Annotated in this window: 18 protein-coding genes and 1 tRNA gene; 11 read left to right on the forward strand and 8 right to left on the reverse strand. The window is 59.8% G+C overall.

What is annotated here, in order from left to right:
* Positions 1–146 precede the first annotated feature (146 nt).
* Positions 147–659 (forward strand): hypothetical protein, encoded by a 513-nt coding sequence (locus KI792_13880; protein ID MBV6634112.1) that lies wholly within the window; start codon positions 147–149, stop codon positions 657–659.
* A 70-nt stretch (positions 660–729) separates the two neighbouring features.
* Here KI792_13880 and KI792_13885 read toward each other — a convergent pair.
* Positions 730–804 (reverse strand) — tRNA-Gly (locus KI792_13885).
* Between the two features lie 148 nt (positions 805–952).
* On the opposite strand from KI792_13885, the gene KI792_13890 reads away from it, so the two are divergent.
* The 5 genes from KI792_13890 to KI792_13910 all read left to right on the forward strand — a co-directional run bounded on the left by KI792_13890 (position 953) and on the right by KI792_13910 (position 4,111).
* Positions 953–1,501, forward strand: a complete 549-nt coding sequence (locus tag KI792_13890; GenBank protein ID MBV6634113.1) for a prolyl-tRNA synthetase associated domain-containing protein — start codon at positions 953–955, stop codon at positions 1,499–1,501.
* Between the two features lie 95 nt (positions 1,502–1,596).
* Complete coding sequence (gene trxA, locus KI792_13895; GenBank protein ID MBV6634114.1) at positions 1,597–2,601, forward strand: thioredoxin; 1,005 nt, start codon at positions 1,597–1,599, stop codon at positions 2,599–2,601.
* Between the two features lie 113 nt (positions 2,602–2,714).
* Entirely contained in the window at positions 2,715–3,464 is a 750-nt protein-coding gene (locus tag KI792_13900) for an LON peptidase substrate-binding domain-containing protein (protein MBV6634115.1), read from the forward strand.
* A gap of 12 nt (positions 3,465–3,476) precedes the next feature.
* Positions 3,477–3,692 carry a Trm112 family protein gene (locus KI792_13905; GenBank protein ID MBV6634116.1) on the forward strand — a complete coding sequence of 72 codons (216 nt, stop codon included), beginning with the start codon at positions 3,477–3,479 and terminating at the stop codon, positions 3,690–3,692.
* An 86-nt stretch (positions 3,693–3,778) separates the two neighbouring features.
* Entirely contained in the window at positions 3,779–4,111 is a 333-nt protein-coding gene (locus tag KI792_13910; protein ID MBV6634117.1) for a DUF971 domain-containing protein, read from the forward strand.
* Positions 4,112–4,118: 7 nt separating this feature from the next.
* On the opposite strand, the gene KI792_13915 is transcribed toward KI792_13910, so the two are convergent.
* On the reverse strand, positions 4,119–4,349 hold the full coding sequence (locus tag KI792_13915; GenBank protein MBV6634118.1) for a DUF1127 domain-containing protein: 231 nt from the start codon (positions 4,347–4,349) through the stop codon (positions 4,119–4,121).
* Between the two features lie 163 nt (positions 4,350–4,512).
* On the opposite strand from KI792_13915, the gene gcvA reads away from it, so the two are divergent.
* Positions 4,513–5,460 (forward strand): transcriptional regulator GcvA, encoded by a 948-nt coding sequence (gene gcvA, locus KI792_13920; GenBank protein MBV6634119.1) that lies wholly within the window; start codon positions 4,513–4,515, stop codon positions 5,458–5,460.
* On the opposite strand, the gene thpR is transcribed toward gcvA, so the two are convergent.
* The 4 genes from thpR to KI792_13940 all read right to left on the reverse strand — a co-directional run bounded on the left by thpR (position 5,457) and on the right by KI792_13940 (position 9,040).
* Positions 5,457–6,008 (reverse strand): RNA 2',3'-cyclic phosphodiesterase, encoded by a 552-nt coding sequence (gene thpR / locus KI792_13925; protein MBV6634120.1) that lies wholly within the window; start codon positions 6,006–6,008, stop codon positions 5,457–5,459. The genes gcvA and thpR overlap by 4 nt on opposite strands.
* Positions 6,009–6,014: 6 nt before the next feature.
* Positions 6,015–7,067, reverse strand: coding sequence for an NADP(H)-dependent aldo-keto reductase (locus tag KI792_13930; protein MBV6634121.1), 1,053 nt, complete (start codon positions 7,065–7,067; stop codon positions 6,015–6,017).
* A gap of 35 nt (positions 7,068–7,102) precedes the next feature.
* Positions 7,103–8,242: an FIST C-terminal domain-containing protein gene (locus tag KI792_13935; GenBank protein ID MBV6634122.1), complete on the reverse strand. Its 1,140-nt coding sequence runs from the start codon at positions 8,240–8,242 to the stop codon at positions 7,103–7,105.
* 63 nt (positions 8,243–8,305) lie between these two features.
* Positions 8,306–9,040, reverse strand: a complete 735-nt coding sequence (locus KI792_13940) for an arylesterase (protein MBV6634123.1) — start codon at positions 9,038–9,040, stop codon at positions 8,306–8,308.
* Between KI792_13940 and KI792_13945 the strand changes: the two genes are divergently transcribed.
* From KI792_13945 to KI792_13955, 3 genes are all read left to right on the forward strand, one after another.
* A complete protein-coding gene (locus KI792_13945; protein MBV6634124.1) occupies positions 9,039–9,764 on the forward strand; it encodes an ABC transporter ATP-binding protein in 726 nt (241 codons plus the stop codon). The genes KI792_13940 and KI792_13945 overlap by 2 nt on opposite strands.
* Positions 9,764–12,355, forward strand: a complete 2,592-nt coding sequence (locus tag KI792_13950) for an ABC transporter permease (protein ID MBV6634125.1) — start codon at positions 9,764–9,766, stop codon at positions 12,353–12,355. Before KI792_13945 ends, KI792_13950 begins: the two co-directional genes overlap by 1 nt.
* A 261-nt stretch (positions 12,356–12,616) precedes the next feature.
* Entirely contained in the window at positions 12,617–13,339 is a 723-nt protein-coding gene (locus tag KI792_13955; protein MBV6634126.1) for a Bax inhibitor-1/YccA family protein, read from the forward strand.
* 103 nt (positions 13,340–13,442) lie between these two features.
* On the opposite strand, the gene KI792_13960 is transcribed toward KI792_13955, so the two are convergent.
* Complete coding sequence (locus tag KI792_13960) at positions 13,443–16,880, reverse strand: PAS domain S-box protein (protein ID MBV6634127.1); 3,438 nt, start codon at positions 16,878–16,880, stop codon at positions 13,443–13,445.
* Positions 16,881–17,089: 209 nt separating this feature from the next.
* Between KI792_13960 and KI792_13965 the strand changes: the two genes are divergently transcribed.
* Entirely contained in the window at positions 17,090–17,851 is a 762-nt protein-coding gene (locus tag KI792_13965) for an SAM-dependent chlorinase/fluorinase (GenBank protein MBV6634128.1), read from the forward strand.
* Positions 17,852–17,860: 9 nt separating this feature from the next.
* Here the strand turns inward: KI792_13965 and KI792_13970 are convergent, their stop codons facing one another.
* Positions 17,861–18,484 (reverse strand): LemA family protein, encoded by a 624-nt coding sequence (locus KI792_13970; GenBank protein MBV6634129.1) that lies wholly within the window; start codon positions 18,482–18,484, stop codon positions 17,861–17,863.
* Positions 18,485–18,532: the final 48 nt, after the last annotated feature.

Genomic DNA, 18,532 nt, shown 5'->3' on the forward strand with positions numbered 1-18,532 from the left:
ATTGCGACTAAAGGCTAACCAATTCAGGCCGCGCAGACAATTTGCATGTTTAACTCAAATTTTAGCTGATTTATTCAGGTAATCGACAGGTTATTCTCTCAATATATTTATATTGATTACTTTAATAAATAAGTAATCATTTAAGTATGGAGGCATGGCCCATCAATATATTGGCGTTTAGTCCAACCCCGTCCCAGGAGCAGGCGACCCATAAGGTGTTGCCGCAGGAACTCGGTTTTGGGGTGGATATGGCGCCCAGCGACCGGTTCATGGGCCGTTCGCTAAACTGCCATTGCTACGACGTGATCGTGATGGTTGAGCCAAAGCGTCTGGATGACGTCCTTTATGCTTGGCGCCTATCGCGGCAATCCCGCTTAAATCAGCAAACACCGCTGGTGGTTATGGGCTCCCCGCCGAGCTCGTCGTTGGCGGCGATTATTGAGCGGATGCCCAGCCTGACCCACATCACCCTGCCAGCACCGCGTAAGGTGATCTGTCGCCAGGTGATCTCAATCGCCTATGGTCGCGCCTTGCACCGCGCACTGACCAGGCCAAGGAATGAGACCAGCTTAATGCCAACCACCTTGGCGGCATTGCTGCCCTATCCGCAGCAACGGGGCATGGTCACGCCCGGCTCAATGGCGGCGGCGCCCGCATAACCTTCCAAATTCCGGACAATAAAAAACCGCCTGGGCGATGGCCGTGGCGGTTAAGCATTTCGGATGGCGATGGAGCGGGTGATGAGATTCGAACTCACGACTTCAACCTTGGCAAGGTTGCGCTCTACCCCTGAGCTACACCCGCGCTGCCATCGGAGCCGGGAATATACACGGTAGCTTTTCAGATGCAAGGCGATTCGTAACAGTGGGTTTTTGGCCCTTTTCCTGGCGGCTGGCTTGGCTTAAGTCAGGGCATTCGATTGAACCATCCCGATGCCGTTGAGGCCAGTGATATGAGTGAACCCGCCGTAACCCCGATCAGCGAGGATGCCGCCCCGCCCACCAGCGCCGATGACCTTCTGGCCAAGCTGGATGAGCTGGGCATCGCCTATCAGCGACATCATCATGAGCCGTTGTTCACGGTCGCCGATAGCCAGGCGATGCGGGGCCAGATCGATGGTGCCCATATCAAGAACCTGTTTGTGAAGAACAAGAAGGGGCAGATCTGGATGATCACGGTGCTTGAGCACCGCTCAGTCGATCTCAACACCCTGGCTAAACAGATTGGCGCGGGTCGTGTCTCTTTCGCGAAGCCTGAACTGCTTTGGCAGTATTGGGGTGTCAGGCCCGGTGCCGTCACCCCATTTGGCGCCATCAATGACAGTGAGAATGTGGTCACCGTCATCCTTGATGAAGCGCTGAAGGGCGAGGCCTGCGTCAACTGCCACCCGTTGGTGAATGACCAAACCATTGGGGTTAGCGCCGATGATTTGGTTAAGTTCCTAACCCACACCAATCATGAGCCGACATTCGTTACGATACCGGAACGTGAAAGCGCATAACGGCTAAGCACTTGCAGCTTTGGCTCTCCATGCCAATTTGCTAGATCGAACAAACAGCCCGCGTCCTGCGGCCTGCAACTGTGAGCGACCAGATTATGGAATTCATCATCGGCCAGGATAAACCAGCCGCCCCAACTGCTGCTGATCAGATGGCAGACGCCGCAACGCCAGCGGTCGGCCCAGCCGATGCCGCTGCGCCCGGCTCTACCACCATGCCACCGAGCGATGGCGATATTGTCGATGCCAATATCAATACCTTCGAAGAGGCGGTGATTAAGGCCTCCATGACCCGGCCGGTGCTGATTGATTTCTGGGCCAGCTGGTGCGGCCCCTGTCGTCAGCTGACCCCGATCCTAGAGAAGGTGGTCACTGAGGCACGCGGCGCCATCAAGCTGGTCAAAATCAACGCTGATGAGAACCCAGAGCTTTGCCAGATGCTGCAGGTGCAATCCCTGCCAACGGTCTTTGCCCTGTTCCAGGGTCGTCCGGTCGATGCCTTTATGGGCGCGCAGCCTGAGAGCACGATCCGCGAGTTTGTGACCAAGCTGGCCGGTCTCGCTGGCCCAGCGGCCCTGCCGCTCGATGCGATGGTTGAGGAAGCCCAGGCAGCTCTGAACGATGATGATGCAGCGGCTGCCTATGAGCTGTTTGCCCAAGTCCTGGAAGAGAACGAGGAACACCCAAAGGCCTTGGCCGGTGCCGCCCGTTCCCTGCTTGCCATGGGTGAGGCTGAGGCTGCGACCAGCCTGCTTGAGGATCTGCCGCCGAAGCTTCAGATGGATAGCGATATTCAAGCGGCCAAATCCGCGATTGAGGTTGCCGGCCAGGCTGCCGATGCCGGCCCATTGGCTGATCTGCAGGCCGCTGTGGATGCAAATGCCGATGACCACCAAGCGCGCCTTGATCTGGCGATCGCTGCCTTTGGCGCTGGTGAGCAGGAACGCGCGATGAACGAGCTGATGGTCATCATCGCTGCCGACCGTGATTGGGAAGAGGGGGCGGCGCGTCAGCAGCTCCTGAAATTCTTTGAAACGCTGGGCCCGGCTGACCCCCTGACATCGAAATTTCGACGTCAGCTATCGGCTATCCTGTTTTCTTAGATATTGCGCACTATATCGTTGTCAGGCGGCGGAAACCCTCGGTTGGGGGACAAAACCGCATGCCATGTTATGCGCAACAAACAGCGTTAACGGACCGATTGATCACCGATCTCATGTCCCCAGAAGCAAGCAAAGAAATAATCGCCGATCTCCCCGCCGAGATTGCGGTCTTTCCCCTAACTGGCGTGCTGCTGCTCCCCGGTGGGCGGCTGCCGCTTAACATCTTCGAGCCGCGTTATCTGGCGATGATTGACCATGCCTTCCGCCATGGCCGTTTGATTGGCATGGTACAGCCACGCGTGGCCAATCCCGCCGATAATCATGGCGATGACCTGACGCTCGATGATGATGAGGAAATCGCCCGGATTGCCGCTGCTGCTGCGGCGGCTGAAACCGGCCGTGATGAACCGCCAGCGCTTTATGACACTGGCTGTGTCGGCAAGATCGTGCAGTTTGAAGAGACCGATGATGGCCGATACATCGTTGTTCTGGAAGGTTTGTCTCGGTTCCGGATTGAAAAAGAGCTACCACTTGATCCGGGTGGGTTCCGCAAGGTTGCCGTCAATTGGCAAGAATTCGGCACCGACCTTGCCGAGACGGGGCAGGAGATTGATCGCGATCGCCTCATCCCCAGCCTGCAGCAGTTTTTTGAGATCCACGGCCTGTCAGCGGATTGGGAAGCCATTGCTGAGACACCCGATGATCGCCTGGTGACGACCCTCTGCATGATCTGCCCGTTTGAGCCGGGGGAGAAGCAGGCCCTGCTAGAAGCCCCCGATCTGGCCAGCCGCGTTGATGTGATGCAGGCGCTAATCGATATGGCGGTTCATGAAGGTGATGACGTGGCGGCGGTTCGCCATTAGGGTGCGGCCACCATGTCAGCAGATCAATCAACAGACACCAATACAAGGCAGCCAGCGCCGGTCGATCCGAAGCTGCTAGAGATCCTTGTCTGCCCGGTTAGTAAGGGCCCGCTTCGCTATGATGCAAAGGCCCAGGAGCTAATCTCAGAGATGGCGCGGGTTGCCTATCCGATCCGCGACGGTATCCCGATCATGCTGGTCGATGAAGCCCGCCCGCTAGACGACTGATCCCGTAATGGTTGATCTCCCCATGGTTGATCCCCGTGTCTGATGCACCAGAAACCAAAACCGCTGATCGCCCTTGGGTGACTGAGATTGCCGTGGCGGCTGATCGGCGGGGCCTTACCATTACCTTTGAAAATCCCCTGCCCGATGGCCGGCAATCCGTCGATTTCACGGCCGAGTATCTGCGGGTGGAAAGCCCATCAGCGGAAGTCCAAGGCCATGGGCCAGGACAAAAGCGACTTGTCAGGGGTAAGGAAGAGGTGGCGATCGCCAGCCTTGATCCGATTGGCCATTACGCGGTGCGGATCGGCTTTTCCGATGGCCATTCAAGCGGTCTCTATACCTGGGAGACCTTCCAGACATTGGCGCTAGAGCACCAGGAACGCTGGGCGGCCTATCAGGCGGCCACCCAGAGCTCGTAACTGGTCATTAAGCCTTCCAGAACGGCTTGCTCGCCTCACGATGGGCGTCCGCTCGGGTAACCCCAATATCCTGCAGCATATGATCAGGCAGGGCCATCAGGTCGCGGCGTTGCTTAGCACGGGTTTGCCAAACAGCAATTAGGGCAAAGACCGGCTCGAGCCGGGTGGCCAGGTCCAACGGGTGGGTTGGGCTGGAAGCAAGCTCGTGGGAAACAGCGGTACGATTTAGAGCACTCATCACCAATCTCCTCTCATCAGCTAACCGAAGCGGCGGTGATTGCCGCGTCGTTCTTGATGAACAGAGTTGGGGTAAATAAACTAAGTGACAAACGCGAAATTCTTGCCCCGTGAATCAGATAATCTTCGCCTTACACGAGAAACTGGGGATTTTGGAGTGATCAATGGCCCGTGCCCTGCCGCCGCTAAACAGCCTTCGCGCCTTTGAATGCGCTGCCCGGCTTGGCGGTTTTGTCGCCGCGGCGGGGGAGTTGAATGTGACCCCAGCCGCGATCAGCCAGCAGGTGAAACAGCTGGAAGCGCATTTGGACACCCAGCTATTTGATCGGCGCCCCCGTGGATTAATGCTGACGACGGCCGGCCAACAGCTGCTGCCTGAGCTGACCAAGGGCCTCGCCCACATGTCTCGCGCAGTCGGGTCGCTGGCGGCCGAACCTCTGGCTGGACAGCTGCGCATTGGGGCCGAGCCAACGCCCGCCATCGCTTGGCTGGTGCCGCGTTTGGGTGGCTTCCTCTCTGACCATCCGGAGATTGAGCTGACCATCGACACGGCGTATCCCACACCAAACCCAAGCAGTGGCGAGGTTGATATCTCGCTGCGCTATGGTCGCGGGAACTATCCAGGGCTGGTCGCCACCCTGTTGATGACGGAGGAGGTGTTCCCCGTCTGCGCGCCCAGTGTTCTGAACCAAACACCGCTGCGCAAGGCGGCGGATCTGGCCGACCATGTGCTGATCCATGATGTTGACACCCAGGATGATGAGCCGGCGCTGAAATGGGGCCGGTGGCTGCGCGATCTGGGGGTGCCAAATGTGGATGCGACCCGTGGCTTGAGCTTTACCAACTCCGCCATTGTCTATCAGGCGGCGCTGGCTGGTTATGGTGTGGCGCTGGGCCGTACTGCGCTTGTCTCTCGCCACCTTGAGAAGGGGCGGTTGGTTCGCCCGTTAACTGATAGTCGACCGGCGGATTTCGCCTATTACGTGGTGACCACCGCTGCTAATGCCGCCCGTCCCCGCATTCGCACCTTCATTGAATGGCTGCAGGCCGAGGTTGCCCGCGATGACGCCCAGGGCCTTGGTGTTCCGGGGGCTAGCGTACCTAGCGCCTAAGCCCCGGTAAGACTGTAATCGGCCATGGGCAGATAGCGTGGCTGGCCCTTGCCCAGTTGGCTCTCAAACAGGGTGAAATGATCAGCCCTCCAGCTTTGCCGTGGCGGGATCAGGGCGTTTTGGGTGTGATGCTCCACCGCGGCACTTGATGGGCCATCGCGGCGGGGGAAGCGCGCCAGGGTGACATGGGGCAGAAACTTACGATGCTCTGGCTCCAGCCTGGCCATTTGCAGGCACCGCTCAATCTTCGCCTGGAGATGCTCGAGTGCGTGGTCATGATCAACCCCAAGCCAAATATTCCTGGCGGTTCTTCCGCTACCGAAATGACCTAGAACTGTGGTGCTGATCTCTACCGGGTCACCGGTGATCTGGCCAAGGGCGGCATCAATATCGCTGGCCGCCGCCTCATCCACGTCACCGATAAAGCGTAGGGTCAGATGCAGGTTTTCAGGTGAGACCCAGCGCGCACCCTCCAAGCCGCCCATACAGGCCGTGATCGCATGGGCGGCGGTTTCAGGAACCGGAAGCCCAACAAACAGGCGCAGCATGGCGGGTTATGGGCCCGGGTTGGGGTGCCGTTGGTGGATTGCCTCAATCCCCGCCATGACGGGCTCGCTCAACGTCACATCCTTGGCTGCGATATTGATGCGCAGCTGCTCCATCGAGGTGGCACCGATGATGGTTGAGGTAACAAAGGGCTGCGCATCACAGAAAGCGATCGCCATTTGGTTCGGGTCGAGCCCATGCATCTCTGCTAGACCGACATAATCCTCGGTGGCTGCCTCGGCCTGTGGGTTGCCGTAACGGGATTTCCGGGAATCCATACTGCGCCGCGCGCCAGGTGGGCGGGCGCCGCCGATATATTTGCCAGAGAGTTGACCACCGGCCAGCGGGGAATAGGGCAAGCAACCGCAATCTTCGCGGATTGAGATCTCTGCTAGCCCAACCTCGTAACTGCGGTTCAGCAGGTTGTATGGGTTCTGCACCGACACAACCCGTGGCAGGCCAAGCGTCTCAGCGTAATGCAGGAACTTCATCAACCCATATGGGGTGTCATTGGATAGGCCAATTGTGCATATCTTCCCGGCCTTCACCAACTCGCCAAGCACCTCGAGGGTTTCCAGGATTGGCACGGCATTGGCCGCTTCCTCAGCTTCCGGATCGTGGTTGAAGCCAAGCTGGCCAAAGCGATTGGCCGGGCGGTCGGGCCAGTGCAGCTGATACAGGTCGACGTAATCGGTCTGCAGCCGCTTTAGGCTGTTCTCTAGCGCCTCAACGATATTGGCCTTGTCTGAGCGGGTCTTGCCATCCCGGATCCAGTCAAAATGGGGTGCACGGCCCACCACTTTGGTGGCCAGCACGATTTTGTCCCGGTTCTTGCGCGCCGTGAACCAGTTGCCGATGAACTCCTCAGTCTTGCCATAGGTCTCAGCAGAGGGTGGGACGGAGTACATCTCAGCGGTATCGAAGAAGTTTACGCCCTGATCGACGGCGTAATCCATTTGCTCATGGCCTTCAGCCTCGGTGTTTTGAACACCCCAGGTCATGGTGCCAAGGCAGATGCGGGAGACCTGAATATCGGTCCGCCCAAGCGGTGAATAGCGCATTTTATATGGTTCGTTTCGGGTGCGAAAAGAAAGGCTTACCCAAATAACATGAGTATGCCGGTATGGGTATACAACCGGTCATGGCTGATTTCCCCATTGGCGAAGATACCGGCCATGGGGATCTCGCCAAAGATATCGGTGATGGCGCGCACCTCGGCACTGTCGGGGCCGAACATATTCTCGCCCCGCGCCATGCAGGAGAAATAGAGGGCACCGCGTGGTTCGGGCATCCGCTCTTTCAGCCGGCGCAGCATCTGCTCCATATCCGCCATGGCGGCATAGGTGTTGCGCTGAACGAATTGCAGCAGCTGACCTTCCTCAACCTCTTCCGAGATCGCGATCCAGCCGCGCTCATTATCCACGCCGAGGATGTTGCGAACCAGGTAATCACCGGTGTCTGAACCGCTAACCGGTAGGGCGGCAAAGACATGGGCTTCGGTCTGCTCTTCCGACCCCGACAGGGTTTCGGCGATGTCTTCCTTGAAGACCTCAAGCGCTGGGCGCCCCTCAACCGTCATGATCACGTTGTCTTCGCACTCGGTGATAGGGCGGGCCGGGCTAACCGGCGTACAGCCCTGGGTCAGGCCGGTGGCAATGCTCACATTCTCATCAAAAAACACGCCGCTGACGCCCTGCTCAATGATTTTCCCGGCCACCTGTTTCAAGGCGACGCGGGACGAGCTTAGGCCGCCAACCAGGAACGCTTCCGTATCGGCGGCGGTGTCCATGATGAGGCGCGGCAAATCTTCATCGCGCGGGTCGCCATGGATGACGGCTGCAACCGCGTGGCGCCCGGTCAACCAATCGGCCACCGGCATCGTATCGCTGGAAATCTCGCCAAACCCATCGCTATCGCGTCGGAACAGCTGGAAGCTGCCAACCGGCAAATGCCCAACCATGAGGGTCAGCGCTGGCTCGGCCAGGATTTCCTCAGACCCGGCAACGATGCCGATACCGACGGAACCAACCCAATCCTCAATCCCGGTAATGCCGCGCAGTAGGGTTAAGATGCTGCCCAAATCATCGACCAGCGCATCGGTGACATAGATGAACCCGATATTGGCACCGCCAATGGCGCCAAGGTCATCCAGGCAACGTTTGGCCACCTCTTTCCAATCCTGGCCGCGGGCAACGGCAAGGCGAAACGGGCCAGTGGTGATGTCAGGGGTGGTCATAAAGCGGTTGGTTCAGCGTAACTTGTAACCCGGTGTAGACGGTTTTCTTACCCGGCTGCAAGCTCAACTCTCCCGACCATCAAGGCCATCGAGCAGCGTCTGAATGACCGGCAGCATGCGGGTCACCATCTCTTTCGCCCCCGCTTGGTTGGGGTGGATGCCGTCATTCTGGTTCAGGCTTCGGTCCCCGGCCACGCCGTCCAGCAGGAACGGGTAGTACTCTGCCTCATATTCCAGGGCCAATTCGGGATAGATCGGGTCAAACGCCGCCTGATACTCCGGGCCCAGGCTGGTTGGTGCCCGCATACCGGCCAGCAGCACCGGTATGCCCTCGGCATCGAACCGCTCCATCATCGCGGTTAGGTTCTGACGGGTGGAGGCGGGGTCGATGGCGCGCAGGATGTCATTGCCGCCAAGTGCCAGCACCACGGCATCCGGCCGGTCACCCAGCGCCCAATCCAGGCGGGACACCCCGCCGGCCGTGGTATCGCCGGACACCGAGGCGTTGATGATCTCAACCTCATAACCATTCTCGGCCAAGGCTCCCTCAAGCTGGGCCTCAAAGGCCTGCTCTTCGGCCAGGCCATAACCGGCCAGCAAACTGTCGCCATAGAGCATGAGGCGGACCGGTTCGGCAGCCTGCGCCAGCGCGGGAGGTGTGAAGGCCAGCAAGATTGCAAAAAACAGTGAGTGAAACTCGCACCTTGAGGGTCCAAAGCGATGGAAAAGCTGTGCTGCAATGCCATATCGGTTATCGGCTTGAGACTTAAGGCAAGGGCGGCGAAGCGCATTGAACATGCTAGATAATCCTTCATCAGCGGGCCTCGACGACGCGGCACCCGCAGCCTCGACAGAACCCGTGATCAAACTCGACGGTGTGCATGTGACACTGGGGAGTGAGGCCGGTCCGGTCAATATCCTGAAAGGGATTGATCTCTCGATCCCCGCGGGTCGCACTGTCTCAATCGTGGGCCCATCTGGCTCTGGTAAGTCCACGATGATGATGGTGATCGGCGGGCTGGAACGCCCGACCGAGGGCACCGTCACGGTGGCCGGGCAGGATCTCGCCAAGTTGGATGAGGATGGCCTCGCCCAGTTCCGCCGCGACCATATCGGCATCGTGTTCCAGGCCTTCCACCTGGTACCAACCATGACCGCGCTGGAAAATGTCGCCATCCCGCTTGAGTTTGCGGGCCGTACTGATGCGTTTGAGGTGGCAGAGCGGGAGCTTGAGCTGGTTGGCCTCGGCCATCGTTTAACCCATTACCCGGGTCAGCTATCGGGCGGTGAGCAGCAGCGTGTTGCCCTGGCCCGGGCGTTCGCCGTGCAGCCGAAACTGCTGCTGGCCGATGAACCGACAGGCAACCTCGATGGCGCCACTGGCGACCGGGTGATTGAGTTGATGTTCGACCTTGCCGCCAAGCGCGGGACGACGGTCCTGCTGATCACCCACGATCCGGCGCTGGCGGCCAAATGCGATAGCCAGATCCGACTATCCGATGGCTTGATCGAGGCTGATTGATGACTGAGGGCGTGATTGATCAAACTGGCAATCCGGCCGCTGGCTGGTCCATGGCCTGGCGCATCGCCCGGCGGGAGCTGCGCGGCGGTATTGCCGGTTTTCGGATCTTTATCCTGTGCCTGATGATCGGGGTTGCGGCTATTGCCGCTGTCCGCTCCGTCTCCAGCGCGGTGCTCAACAGTTTGAGCGATGATGGTCGCGCCATTCTGGGCGGCGATATGGTCATGCGCTCGATCTATATCCCCGCCGAGCCAGAGCAGCAGTCGTTCCTGGACGTGATCGGCACTGTCTCAAACGGTGTTGAGATGCGCGCCATGGCGAGGGTGCCGGGTGCCACCGGCCTCGGCGCCGGTGCGGCCACGCTGGTTGAGCTTAAGGCCGTCGATGATCTTTACCCACTCTATGGCGAGGTTGAGCTGCAAGGCGGTGGTGACTTCCGTGAGGCCGTGGCCCAACAGGCCGATGGCAGCTGGGGCGCTGTGGTTGAGGAGGGGGCGCTAATCCGTCTGAACCTCGAAATCGGCGACCGGGTTGTGCTGGGCCAGGCGGATATGACCATCACCGATGTCATTGCCCGTGAGCCTGACCGTGCCTCTGGCGGCACCTTTACCCTCGGCCCCCGGATGATGGTCGATCTTGCCGCCATGGATGACACCGGGCTGATGCAGGAGGGGAGCCTGATCTACTTCCTCTACCGCCTGGATCTGAATGATGGGGTTAGCGTTGATGAGGCGCGCCGGGCCATCGCCGACAATGTACCCGCCGCCGGTTGGCGGGTTCGCGACTTCCGCAATGCCTCACCCGCACTCCGCAACTTCATTGAGCGGCTGACCATGTTCCTGACCCTGACCGGGCTGACGGCCTTGCTGGTCGGTGGTGTAGGGGTTGGCAATGCAGTGAAGGGTTACCTCGATGGGAAGTCCCGTACCATCGCCATGCTGAAATGCGTCGGTGCGCCGGGCTCCCTGATTTTCCGCGCCTATCTGTTACAGGTGATGGCGCTGGCCAGTATTGGTATTGGCCTTGGCCTGGTGGTGGGGGCCATTGCGCCCATCCTTGTGGGCCAGGCGCTTGAGGGCATTTTGCCGATCCGTATCTCGATCGGGTTTGATGGTATTGGCCTGATCTTGGCCGGCCTGTTCGGCTATCTCGTTGCCCTGACCTTCACCGTTTGGCCGCTTGGCTATGCCCGGGATGTGCCGGCGGTGGCGATTTTCCGCGAGATGTTTGCCGATAACCGGAAAGAGCCGCACCGCCGTTATGTCCTGATGACCGGCGCCTTGGCCCTGACCCTCGGGGCCATCGCGGTGCTGACGGCGGAGCATCAGGTCTTTGCCTTCGCATTCGTTTCGGGGGCGGTACTAATATTGATTGCCTTCAATGCGGCCGGTGGTTTGATCACCAACGGGGCAAAGGCGCTGGGCCGCCCGCGCTCACCAACGCTTCGTCTGGCGCTTACCAATCTGCATCGCCCCGGCAGCCCGGCACCCACCGTGGTGTTGTCTCTGGGCCTCGGCCTGACGGTCTTGGTTACAATCGCCCTGATTGAGGGGAACTTCGCCCGCGCGGTGAATGATGAGATCCCGAAGGATGCGCCGACCTTCTTCTTTGTCGATATCCAGCCGGATCAGCTTGAGCCGTTCCGCAACCAGGTGGAATCTGAGCCTGGGGTGACCGATTTCCGGGCCACGCCGATGATGCGCGGCCGTATAGTGGAGGTGAATGGCACCCCGGCGCGTGAAGCGGTGGTGAATGAGGATGAGGCCTGGGTCCTAAATGGTGATCGCGGCGTCACCTACTCTGCTGAGCCAGCCAATCAGGGTGAGACCTGGGCCGGTGAATGGTGGGACCCGTCTTATGTTTCAGGCCGCGATGGTCCGCCGCTCGTCTCGGTTGAGGAGAGCATCGCCGAGGCATTCGGCATCGGCCCGGGGGATGAGATTACGGTCAATATCCTCGGCCGCGATCTCACCGCGACCATCGCCCATGTGCGGGAGGTGAATTGGGGCACGGTGCAGATCAACTTCACCCTGATCTATGCGCCTGGCCTGCTCGACAACGCACCGCAGACCTTCCTCGCCACCCTCAAGGCACCACCGGAGAGTGAGGCCGCAATCCAGCGCGGCGTGCCGGCCAATTTCCCCAATATCTCTATGGTTCGGGTCCGCGATGCCATCGATACGGTGAACACCGTGTTGGGTAATATCGCGACCGCCGTCCGGGTTACCGCCGCGGTGACCCTGGTTGCCGGAACGCTGGTCCTGGCTGGTGCTATCGCCGCCGGTCACCGCCGCCGGATCTATGATGCCGTCGTTCTGAAGGTTTTGGGCGCCACCAGATGGACGGTCCTGCGGGCCTTCCTCACCGAATATGGCGTGTTGGGGATCAGCACGGCGTTAATCGCCGGGGTTGCGGGCACCATCACTGCCTATCTGGTTCTAACTGGGACCATGGGCATGGCCTGGACCTTCCTGCCCATGGCGGTGATCAACACCATCCTGATCGCCAGCGTCATCACCATCGGCCTAGGCTTCCTCGGCACCTGGCACGCGCTAGGCCAGAAGCCAGCACCATTATTGCGGAATGACTAGTGGTTGGGCGCTTGCCAGCTCGATTGCCGCTATTTTAGCAAAAGCTCATGATTTCCCAGTGGTTTGGGCTTTGGTCACCACTGTCGAAATCGGTGCAGATCGCACCGATTTTGGTTGAAACGGCTTGTCTGTTTCACCATCTTGCTCGGTATCGATGGGTGCGTGTTAGAGACATGTCTTAATCAGAGGCATGAAGGACGACACCATCGCGCCTGCCCGCGCTCGCGGTCGGGAAGCATAAGTTTCAATGGAGGTATCTCGATGTCGACCGAATGGTCCAACGGGAGTCAATCCGTAGAGTACGGCCAAGCGGCCACCGGCGTCAGCTTTGACGAAGGCCTGCGTCAGCACATGCTGCGCCTCTACAATCTAGTGGGCGGCGGTATCGCCGTTGCTGGTTTTGCAGCCCTCGCCACCGCCTATACGCCTTTGGGTGGTTTGCTTTACAGCACCGGTCTGAACTGGGTCGTGGCCTTTGCGCCGCTGGCCATGCTGTTCTGGGCCATGTTCCGCAGCCACACCTGGTCACTGGGTAAACTGCACACCTTCTACTGGTCCTTCACGGTCGTGATGGGTGTGTCCATGGCCTATGTTTTCGCGGTTTATACCGGCGAGAGCTTAGCGCGGGTGTTCTTTATTACGGCGGCGACCTTTGCCGGTGCCTCGCTCTATGGTTACACAACCAAGAAGAGCCTGGCCGGTTTCGGTAGCTTCCTGATCATGGGCGTTATCGGCCTGATCATCGCCAGCATCGTGAACATCTTCCTGCAATCCTCTGCCCTGCAGTTTGCGATCAGCATCATCGGTGTCATCGCCTTCACTGGCCTGACTGCCTATGACACGCAGAACCAGAAGCAGGTTTATCTGCAGACCGGTGGCGGTGAGCTTGCACAGCGCGCGGGTGTGATGGGGGCGATCAGCCTGTTCATCAACTTCGTGAACCTGTTCCAGTTCCTGCTGATGTTGCTCGGCAATCGCGAGTGATTTGAAGCATCGACCAAATAGGATTAAGGCCCGGCATCGTCCGGGCCTTTTTCTTTGCCTGATTGATGTCGCCCATAGGGGCGCTTCTTAGGGAAGCGGGGTCTTAAGTGCCCACGCGGTCGAGGATTGGGATCGCCCGCAAGGCGAGGATCACCTGCTCGACCTCTTCCTCAATCTGGGCCGCCATCTCATCTGAGATTAGGCTCTTGTCCGGCTCTTCCGCCGGTTCTTCTGATTGGAGAAGTTTGGCGGTCTTCTCAAGGCTGGCGGTCATCGCCATAAGGCGCGGCGCGCCGAAGGAGCCCGCCAGGCTCTTCATCGCGTGGGCTTCCTCACCCACTGCCTTAATGTCTTCTGTTGTGAGTGCCAGCGCGATTTTGGCGCCGCGATCCCGCGCCTCCACCTCAAAGCTGTCGATCAGGTCATCAACCACATCATCGCCGATTGTCTCGCGCATGCCGTCGATTACCTGACGATCAATGGTCTCATCTGTCGGATCATCTTGCATGGAATGTCGGCCCCCGGCTGTGTTGGTCGCACGGTTGTCTTGGCTAGCATGACCAAGGTCGCCATCGCCACCCATACCATCCTCTGGCTGCATCGTATGGGTGATGAGCTCACTAATCTCCAACGCTTCGGCATCGCGCGGCATGCTGGCGGTCAGAAGGGAGACGGTGCTGGCATCCGGCAGTTCTTCTGGGTTGATCAGCCCGATGATTTGGATTTCCGCCGTTTCCGGTTGGCTTCGCAGGCGTTCAACCAGCGCCATACCGTTCACCGATGGTGTCATCAGGTCGATGATGGCGAGGTCGACGCCCAGATCTCGGGTCTGCTCCAGCGCGCCGGTGGCGTTACCGGCCGTAATGCTCTGCATCGATTGGCCGTCCAGCATCTCTGACAGCCGTTGCTGGTTGTAGAGGCTGTCATCGACAACCAGGGCCAGGGCACGTGGGCCCATTGCTTTGGCCGTTGCCTCATCCTCCCCGGATTTAAGCCGGGTGCGTTTGCGGGGGATCGGCTGGCCCTTGATCAGCGCCTCGATATCGCTGCGGTGGAATGGGACCGGCAGTATATCGGCAAAGCCACCGGCCAAATGCAGCTCCCGCTCCGCCCGCTGTCGGGGTTGATCGACCAGGATCACACGGCCAGCCGCCGGGCTTGCCACCGCGATTTCTTTCGGTAGGGTGGGTAAATCACGACGGAACAGCCGGGCATCGATCAGGGTCGCGCTGTAATGGAACTCCACCGGCAGATCCGACAGATCATCGGCCACCTCAACCTCACAGCCAATACCGTCGAGCTGGGCCACCAGGCTTTCCCGGATGATGGAGGGTGGGGCCAGGATTAAGTAGCGTTTGCCGCTGCCAGCGGGCGGCATTGGTGCCTCGGCCCGGGCCCGGTGCGGCAGGCGCAGCTTAGCGGTAAACCAGAAGGTTGAGCCGCTGTCAGGGCGGCTGGTAACGCCGATATCACCGCTCAACAGCTCGGTCAGCCGTCGACAGATGGCAAGGCCCAGCCCGGTGCCACCATGCTTACGGTTTAGGACGGGGCTGCCCTGGTAGAAATCACCGAACAGGGCCTCTTGCTCCTCAGGCGCGATGCCGATGCCGGTATCGCTGACCTCAAATCGCAAGGTGATGGTGGGGTCCGTGCTGGTGCCGTCGGCGCTCTCGGCATTGCCTAGGCTGGTCACGACCGGCTTCACGCTGATGCGGATGCCGCCCTCATTGGTGAACTTGATCGCATTGCCCAACAAGTTCAGCAGGATCTGGCGCAGGCGCCCAACATCGCCGCGCAGATAGCGTGGCACATCAAAAGGGATATCGGCGCTGATCCGGAGGCCTTGCCCCTGGGCCCGGGCGGAGAAGAGGTCAACCAGCCCCTCAACCTGCTCAATCAGGTCAAAATCCCGGTTCTCCAGGATTAGGCGCCCGGCCTCCATCTTTGAGATATCGAGGATATCCTCAATGATCGTCATCAGGCCGTTGGCGGCATCCCTCGCCGTTTCGGCAAAATCCCGCTGCTCTTCGTTCAGCTCTGAACTGCTTAGCAGGCTTAGCATGCCGAGCACCGCGTTCATCGGCGTGCGGATTTCATGGCTCATAACCGCCAGGAATTCGGATTTGGCCCGGCTGGCCCGCTCGGCGGCATCGCGCGCCTGGGTTAACTGCCCGGCGGCCCGCTCCCGGCGGAGGGCGGCCACCACCAGATCGACGGCGGTGGATAGGGTCTCAACCTCAATATCCAGCCATTCGCGCGGCTGATCTAACTGTAGGAAGCCAACAATGCCCCAGAGGGGGTCTAGCTCATCATCAAAGGGGCGGATTGGAAACAGGCAGAATGATTGGACACCGACGTAATCCATCAACTCTTGCAGCTCTTCATCGGCGGTCGAGAGTGCCTCAATCGCCGGGCGCCCACGGCGCAGATCGGCCATCTCTGCGAGGCCGCTCGCCACCGGGTCGAACTCTTCAAGCTTGTCCTGGAACAGTGGATCGCCATAGCCAGGCGCGGTCCAGGCCCAGCGCTCCGCCGCTAGATAATCCTTGGGCAGGAATACCTCGCCCTCATCAGCGGCGTCGCCGTTATTATTCTCGGGCCGCTGCAGCATATGGACGAAGACATGGCTGACCCCGGCGGCGGTGCCGAGGCGCTCCAACACATTGGTTAGAGTTTCCCGCCAATCCTCATCAGCCAGGAAGTTTTCGGCCGCAACACCGACGGCAGACAAGATCGCTTCGCGCCGTCTCAAGGTTTCTTGCACCCGCAAGCGTTCGGTGACATCGCGGAGTGAGATCACGCCGGCAATCCCGTCGCGGGTCGGAATACGGCGGGTTCGGGCCTCAGCAAGGAAGGGCGAGCCATCACCCTTCAGGCAGGTGATCTCGATCACATTGCCAGTGTCGCGGGCAATCGCCTCCATGAGGCGGCTGCGATCAATGCTGGCGACTAGTTCGCCGGGGTCGCGCCCGACCAGCTGATCCTGGGCGATGCCGAACAGATTGGCGGCGGCATTGTTGCAATCGCCGATCACCCCATCATGGTGCATCAATAGCCCTTCGAGTGAGGCGTCAGAGAGGACGCGCATGCGGCCCTCACTCTCACGCAGGGCCATGGCGGCCTGCTTCCACTCGGTTATGTCTTGGCGGATCGCGATACGACCAGCGGCAACCCGGCTGTCTTCAATGCGCAACCAACGATGCTCGGCGGTTAGCAGGTCCAGTGGATCGCCATCGGCATTGTCCATGACCCCCTGCAGCATCCCGCGCGCCAGCGCCTGATCGGCAAACAGGTTGGCATCGATGCACGCCTCAATCAGGGCCGCGTAGCCCATCCCCTCGGCTATGGTGACGGTGTCGTTATGCAGCTCAACAAACGGCGCGTTGTAGGCGACCAGTTTGTCATCTTGATCAAAGATCGCGACGCCGTGCGCCACGCCATCTAAAACCGCACCCAGCGCACCAGCCGCCGCCGTCAGGCTGCTATCAGCACTGGTCACAGGGCTATCACTTGCGGGTTTGGCGTCTTGAGAAGGGGTCACGTGTTGGCAGGTTTGATCAGGTCGGATTGATTGGGGTCGCGCGAGGCCTGCGCGCCCATCCAGAATTGTTGCGCCTGGGTGGCTTGATTGTGGTTCCCCAAAACCTGCCATCACCACTCCCCGACAGGGTAACAGGATCGTGGTATCAAGGCACCCTCCTTGTCCTTATGGCGAATTAGGCGATAGCGGCCTCAAAACGGGTTGAAACCATGATCATTACCTTTACCGATTTTGGCTTAAGCGGCCCTTACCTCGGCCAGGTTCGCGCCGTCTTTGCCGCTGAGGCGCCGCAAGTGCCGGTGATTGACCTGTTTGCCGATGCCCCGGCCTATGATCCCATGGCGGCCAGCTATCTGCTTGCTGCCTATGCGCCGTCGCTGCCCGATGGGTCGGTGTTCTTTTGCGTTGTTGACCCAGGTGTTGGTGGTGATCGTGACCCGATCATGGTGGCCGCCGGGGGGCGCCAGTTCGTGGGGCCCGACAATGGGCTTTTTGAGGGGGTCTTGCGGCAGGCGGAGCATGCGGCAAGTACACAAGGTGCCCGCCCGCCTAAGGCTTGGCGCATCGATTGGCGGCCAGAACGGGGGCTATCCGATAGCTTCCACGGCCGCGATCTGTTCGCACCGGTGACCGCGCGCCTAGCCAATGGGATGCGGGTTGATGCAACGCCCACCGCACCCGGTGATCTGTATCGTCCGGACTGGCCCGATCACCTGGCTCGAGTCATTTATATCGATCATTACGGAAACGCAATGATCGGCCTCTCGCAAGAGGATCTGGCCGAAACTGACCAGTTGGATGTGGGTGGCAAGCTGATCCAGCACGCCCGGGTCTTTAGCGATACGGAAACGGGCCATCCCTTCTGGTATGTGAACAGCAATGGGCTGGTTGAGATCGCGGTTAATCGGGGTCGCGCGGATGAGGCGCTGGGCCTATCCGTTGGGTTCGATGTGACGATAGTGAAAGCCTAGGCGGTACCGTTATCGGCGGGCGAAGAACTCGTGCATTTGCAGGTCTTCGCCAGTCTCATCATCAGCCCGCCAGCGGGTGGATTTCAGCCGGAATGGGCGTGATGATTTAAGCCCGAAAACATTCGCGATCTGCTTGTTCGGGAAGCCCTTAAGCCGCTCGTTATAGTCGCGAACATTGTCGTTATAGTCCGCTTCCGCTGCTTTGATGTGGTCGGTCGCCACTTGTAGCCGTTCCAGTGCTTCCCGATATTCCGGGTTGCCCATGACATCGGGATAGGTACCCGCAAGGTCGATCAGGGCGCGCAGGCGCTTGCTCAACTCATCCTCACGCTTGGCCCGTTCTGGTGGGTCAATCACACTGATATCGGTCCGGTTGATTGCCTGACGCACAGCGGCGGCGAAGTTTCGAACCCAGTCGATGGCCATATTCTGGCTGCTGGCGTGGTTTTCCAGGGTTTTGATCAGGGCCGGGATCCGATTGCGGCGGTCCAGCAGCCGGTTCTCAATCTCCCGCCAGGACTGATCGACGCGTTCTTTCTGGCGCAGAATGCGGCCACGGGTCTGCATGAGGTTCATGCCGGCCACCAGGATCGCGACCGCGACTAGGATGACCCACCACTCCAATTCGATCATCGGCCGCGCCCCCAAAACTGGGCCAATGCGCCGCCTGACATCGATGGT

Source organism: Alphaproteobacteria bacterium SS10 (assembly GCA_019192455.1).
In the GTDB taxonomy this organism is placed as follows: Bacteria; Pseudomonadota; Alphaproteobacteria; order TMED2; family TMED2; genus TMED2.

Excerpts from the sequence above, each read along its gene's own strand:
- KI792_13880 (MBV6634112.1), top strand. The coding sequence starts at position 147 with ATGGAGGCATGGCCCATCAATATATTGGCGTTTAGTCCAACCCCGTCC.
- KI792_13890 (MBV6634113.1), top strand. The coding sequence starts at position 953 with ATGAGTGAACCCGCCGTAACCCCGATCAGCGAGGATGCCGCCCCGCCC.
- trxA (MBV6634114.1), top strand. The coding sequence starts at position 1,597 with ATGGAATTCATCATCGGCCAGGATAAACCAGCCGCCCCAACTGCTGCT.
- KI792_13900 (MBV6634115.1), top strand. The coding sequence starts at position 2,715 with ATGTCCCCAGAAGCAAGCAAAGAAATAATCGCCGATCTCCCCGCCGAG.
- KI792_13905 (MBV6634116.1), top strand. The coding sequence starts at position 3,477 with ATGTCAGCAGATCAATCAACAGACACCAATACAAGGCAGCCAGCGCCG.
- KI792_13915 (MBV6634118.1), bottom strand. The coding sequence starts at position 4,349 with ATGAGTGCTCTAAATCGTACCGCTGTTTCCCACGAGCTTGCTTCCAGC.
- gcvA (MBV6634119.1), top strand. The coding sequence starts at position 4,513 with ATGGCCCGTGCCCTGCCGCCGCTAAACAGCCTTCGCGCCTTTGAATGC.
- thpR (MBV6634120.1), bottom strand. The coding sequence starts at position 6,008 with ATGCTGCGCCTGTTTGTTGGGCTTCCGGTTCCTGAAACCGCCGCCCAT.
- KI792_13930 (MBV6634121.1), bottom strand. The coding sequence starts at position 7,067 with ATGCGCTATTCACCGCTTGGGCGGACCGATATTCAGGTCTCCCGCATC.
- KI792_13935 (MBV6634122.1), bottom strand. The coding sequence starts at position 8,242 with ATGACCACCCCTGACATCACCACTGGCCCGTTTCGCCTTGCCGTTGCC.
- KI792_13945 (MBV6634124.1), top strand. The coding sequence starts at position 9,039 with ATGCTAGATAATCCTTCATCAGCGGGCCTCGACGACGCGGCACCCGCA.
- KI792_13940 (MBV6634123.1), bottom strand. The coding sequence starts at position 9,040 with ATGTTCAATGCGCTTCGCCGCCCTTGCCTTAAGTCTCAAGCCGATAAC.
- KI792_13950 (MBV6634125.1), top strand. The coding sequence starts at position 9,764 with ATGACTGAGGGCGTGATTGATCAAACTGGCAATCCGGCCGCTGGCTGG.
- KI792_13955 (MBV6634126.1), top strand. The coding sequence starts at position 12,617 with ATGTCGACCGAATGGTCCAACGGGAGTCAATCCGTAGAGTACGGCCAA.
- KI792_13965 (MBV6634128.1), top strand. The coding sequence starts at position 17,090 with ATGATCATTACCTTTACCGATTTTGGCTTAAGCGGCCCTTACCTCGGC.
- KI792_13970 (MBV6634129.1), bottom strand. The coding sequence starts at position 18,484 with ATGATCGAATTGGAGTGGTGGGTCATCCTAGTCGCGGTCGCGATCCTG.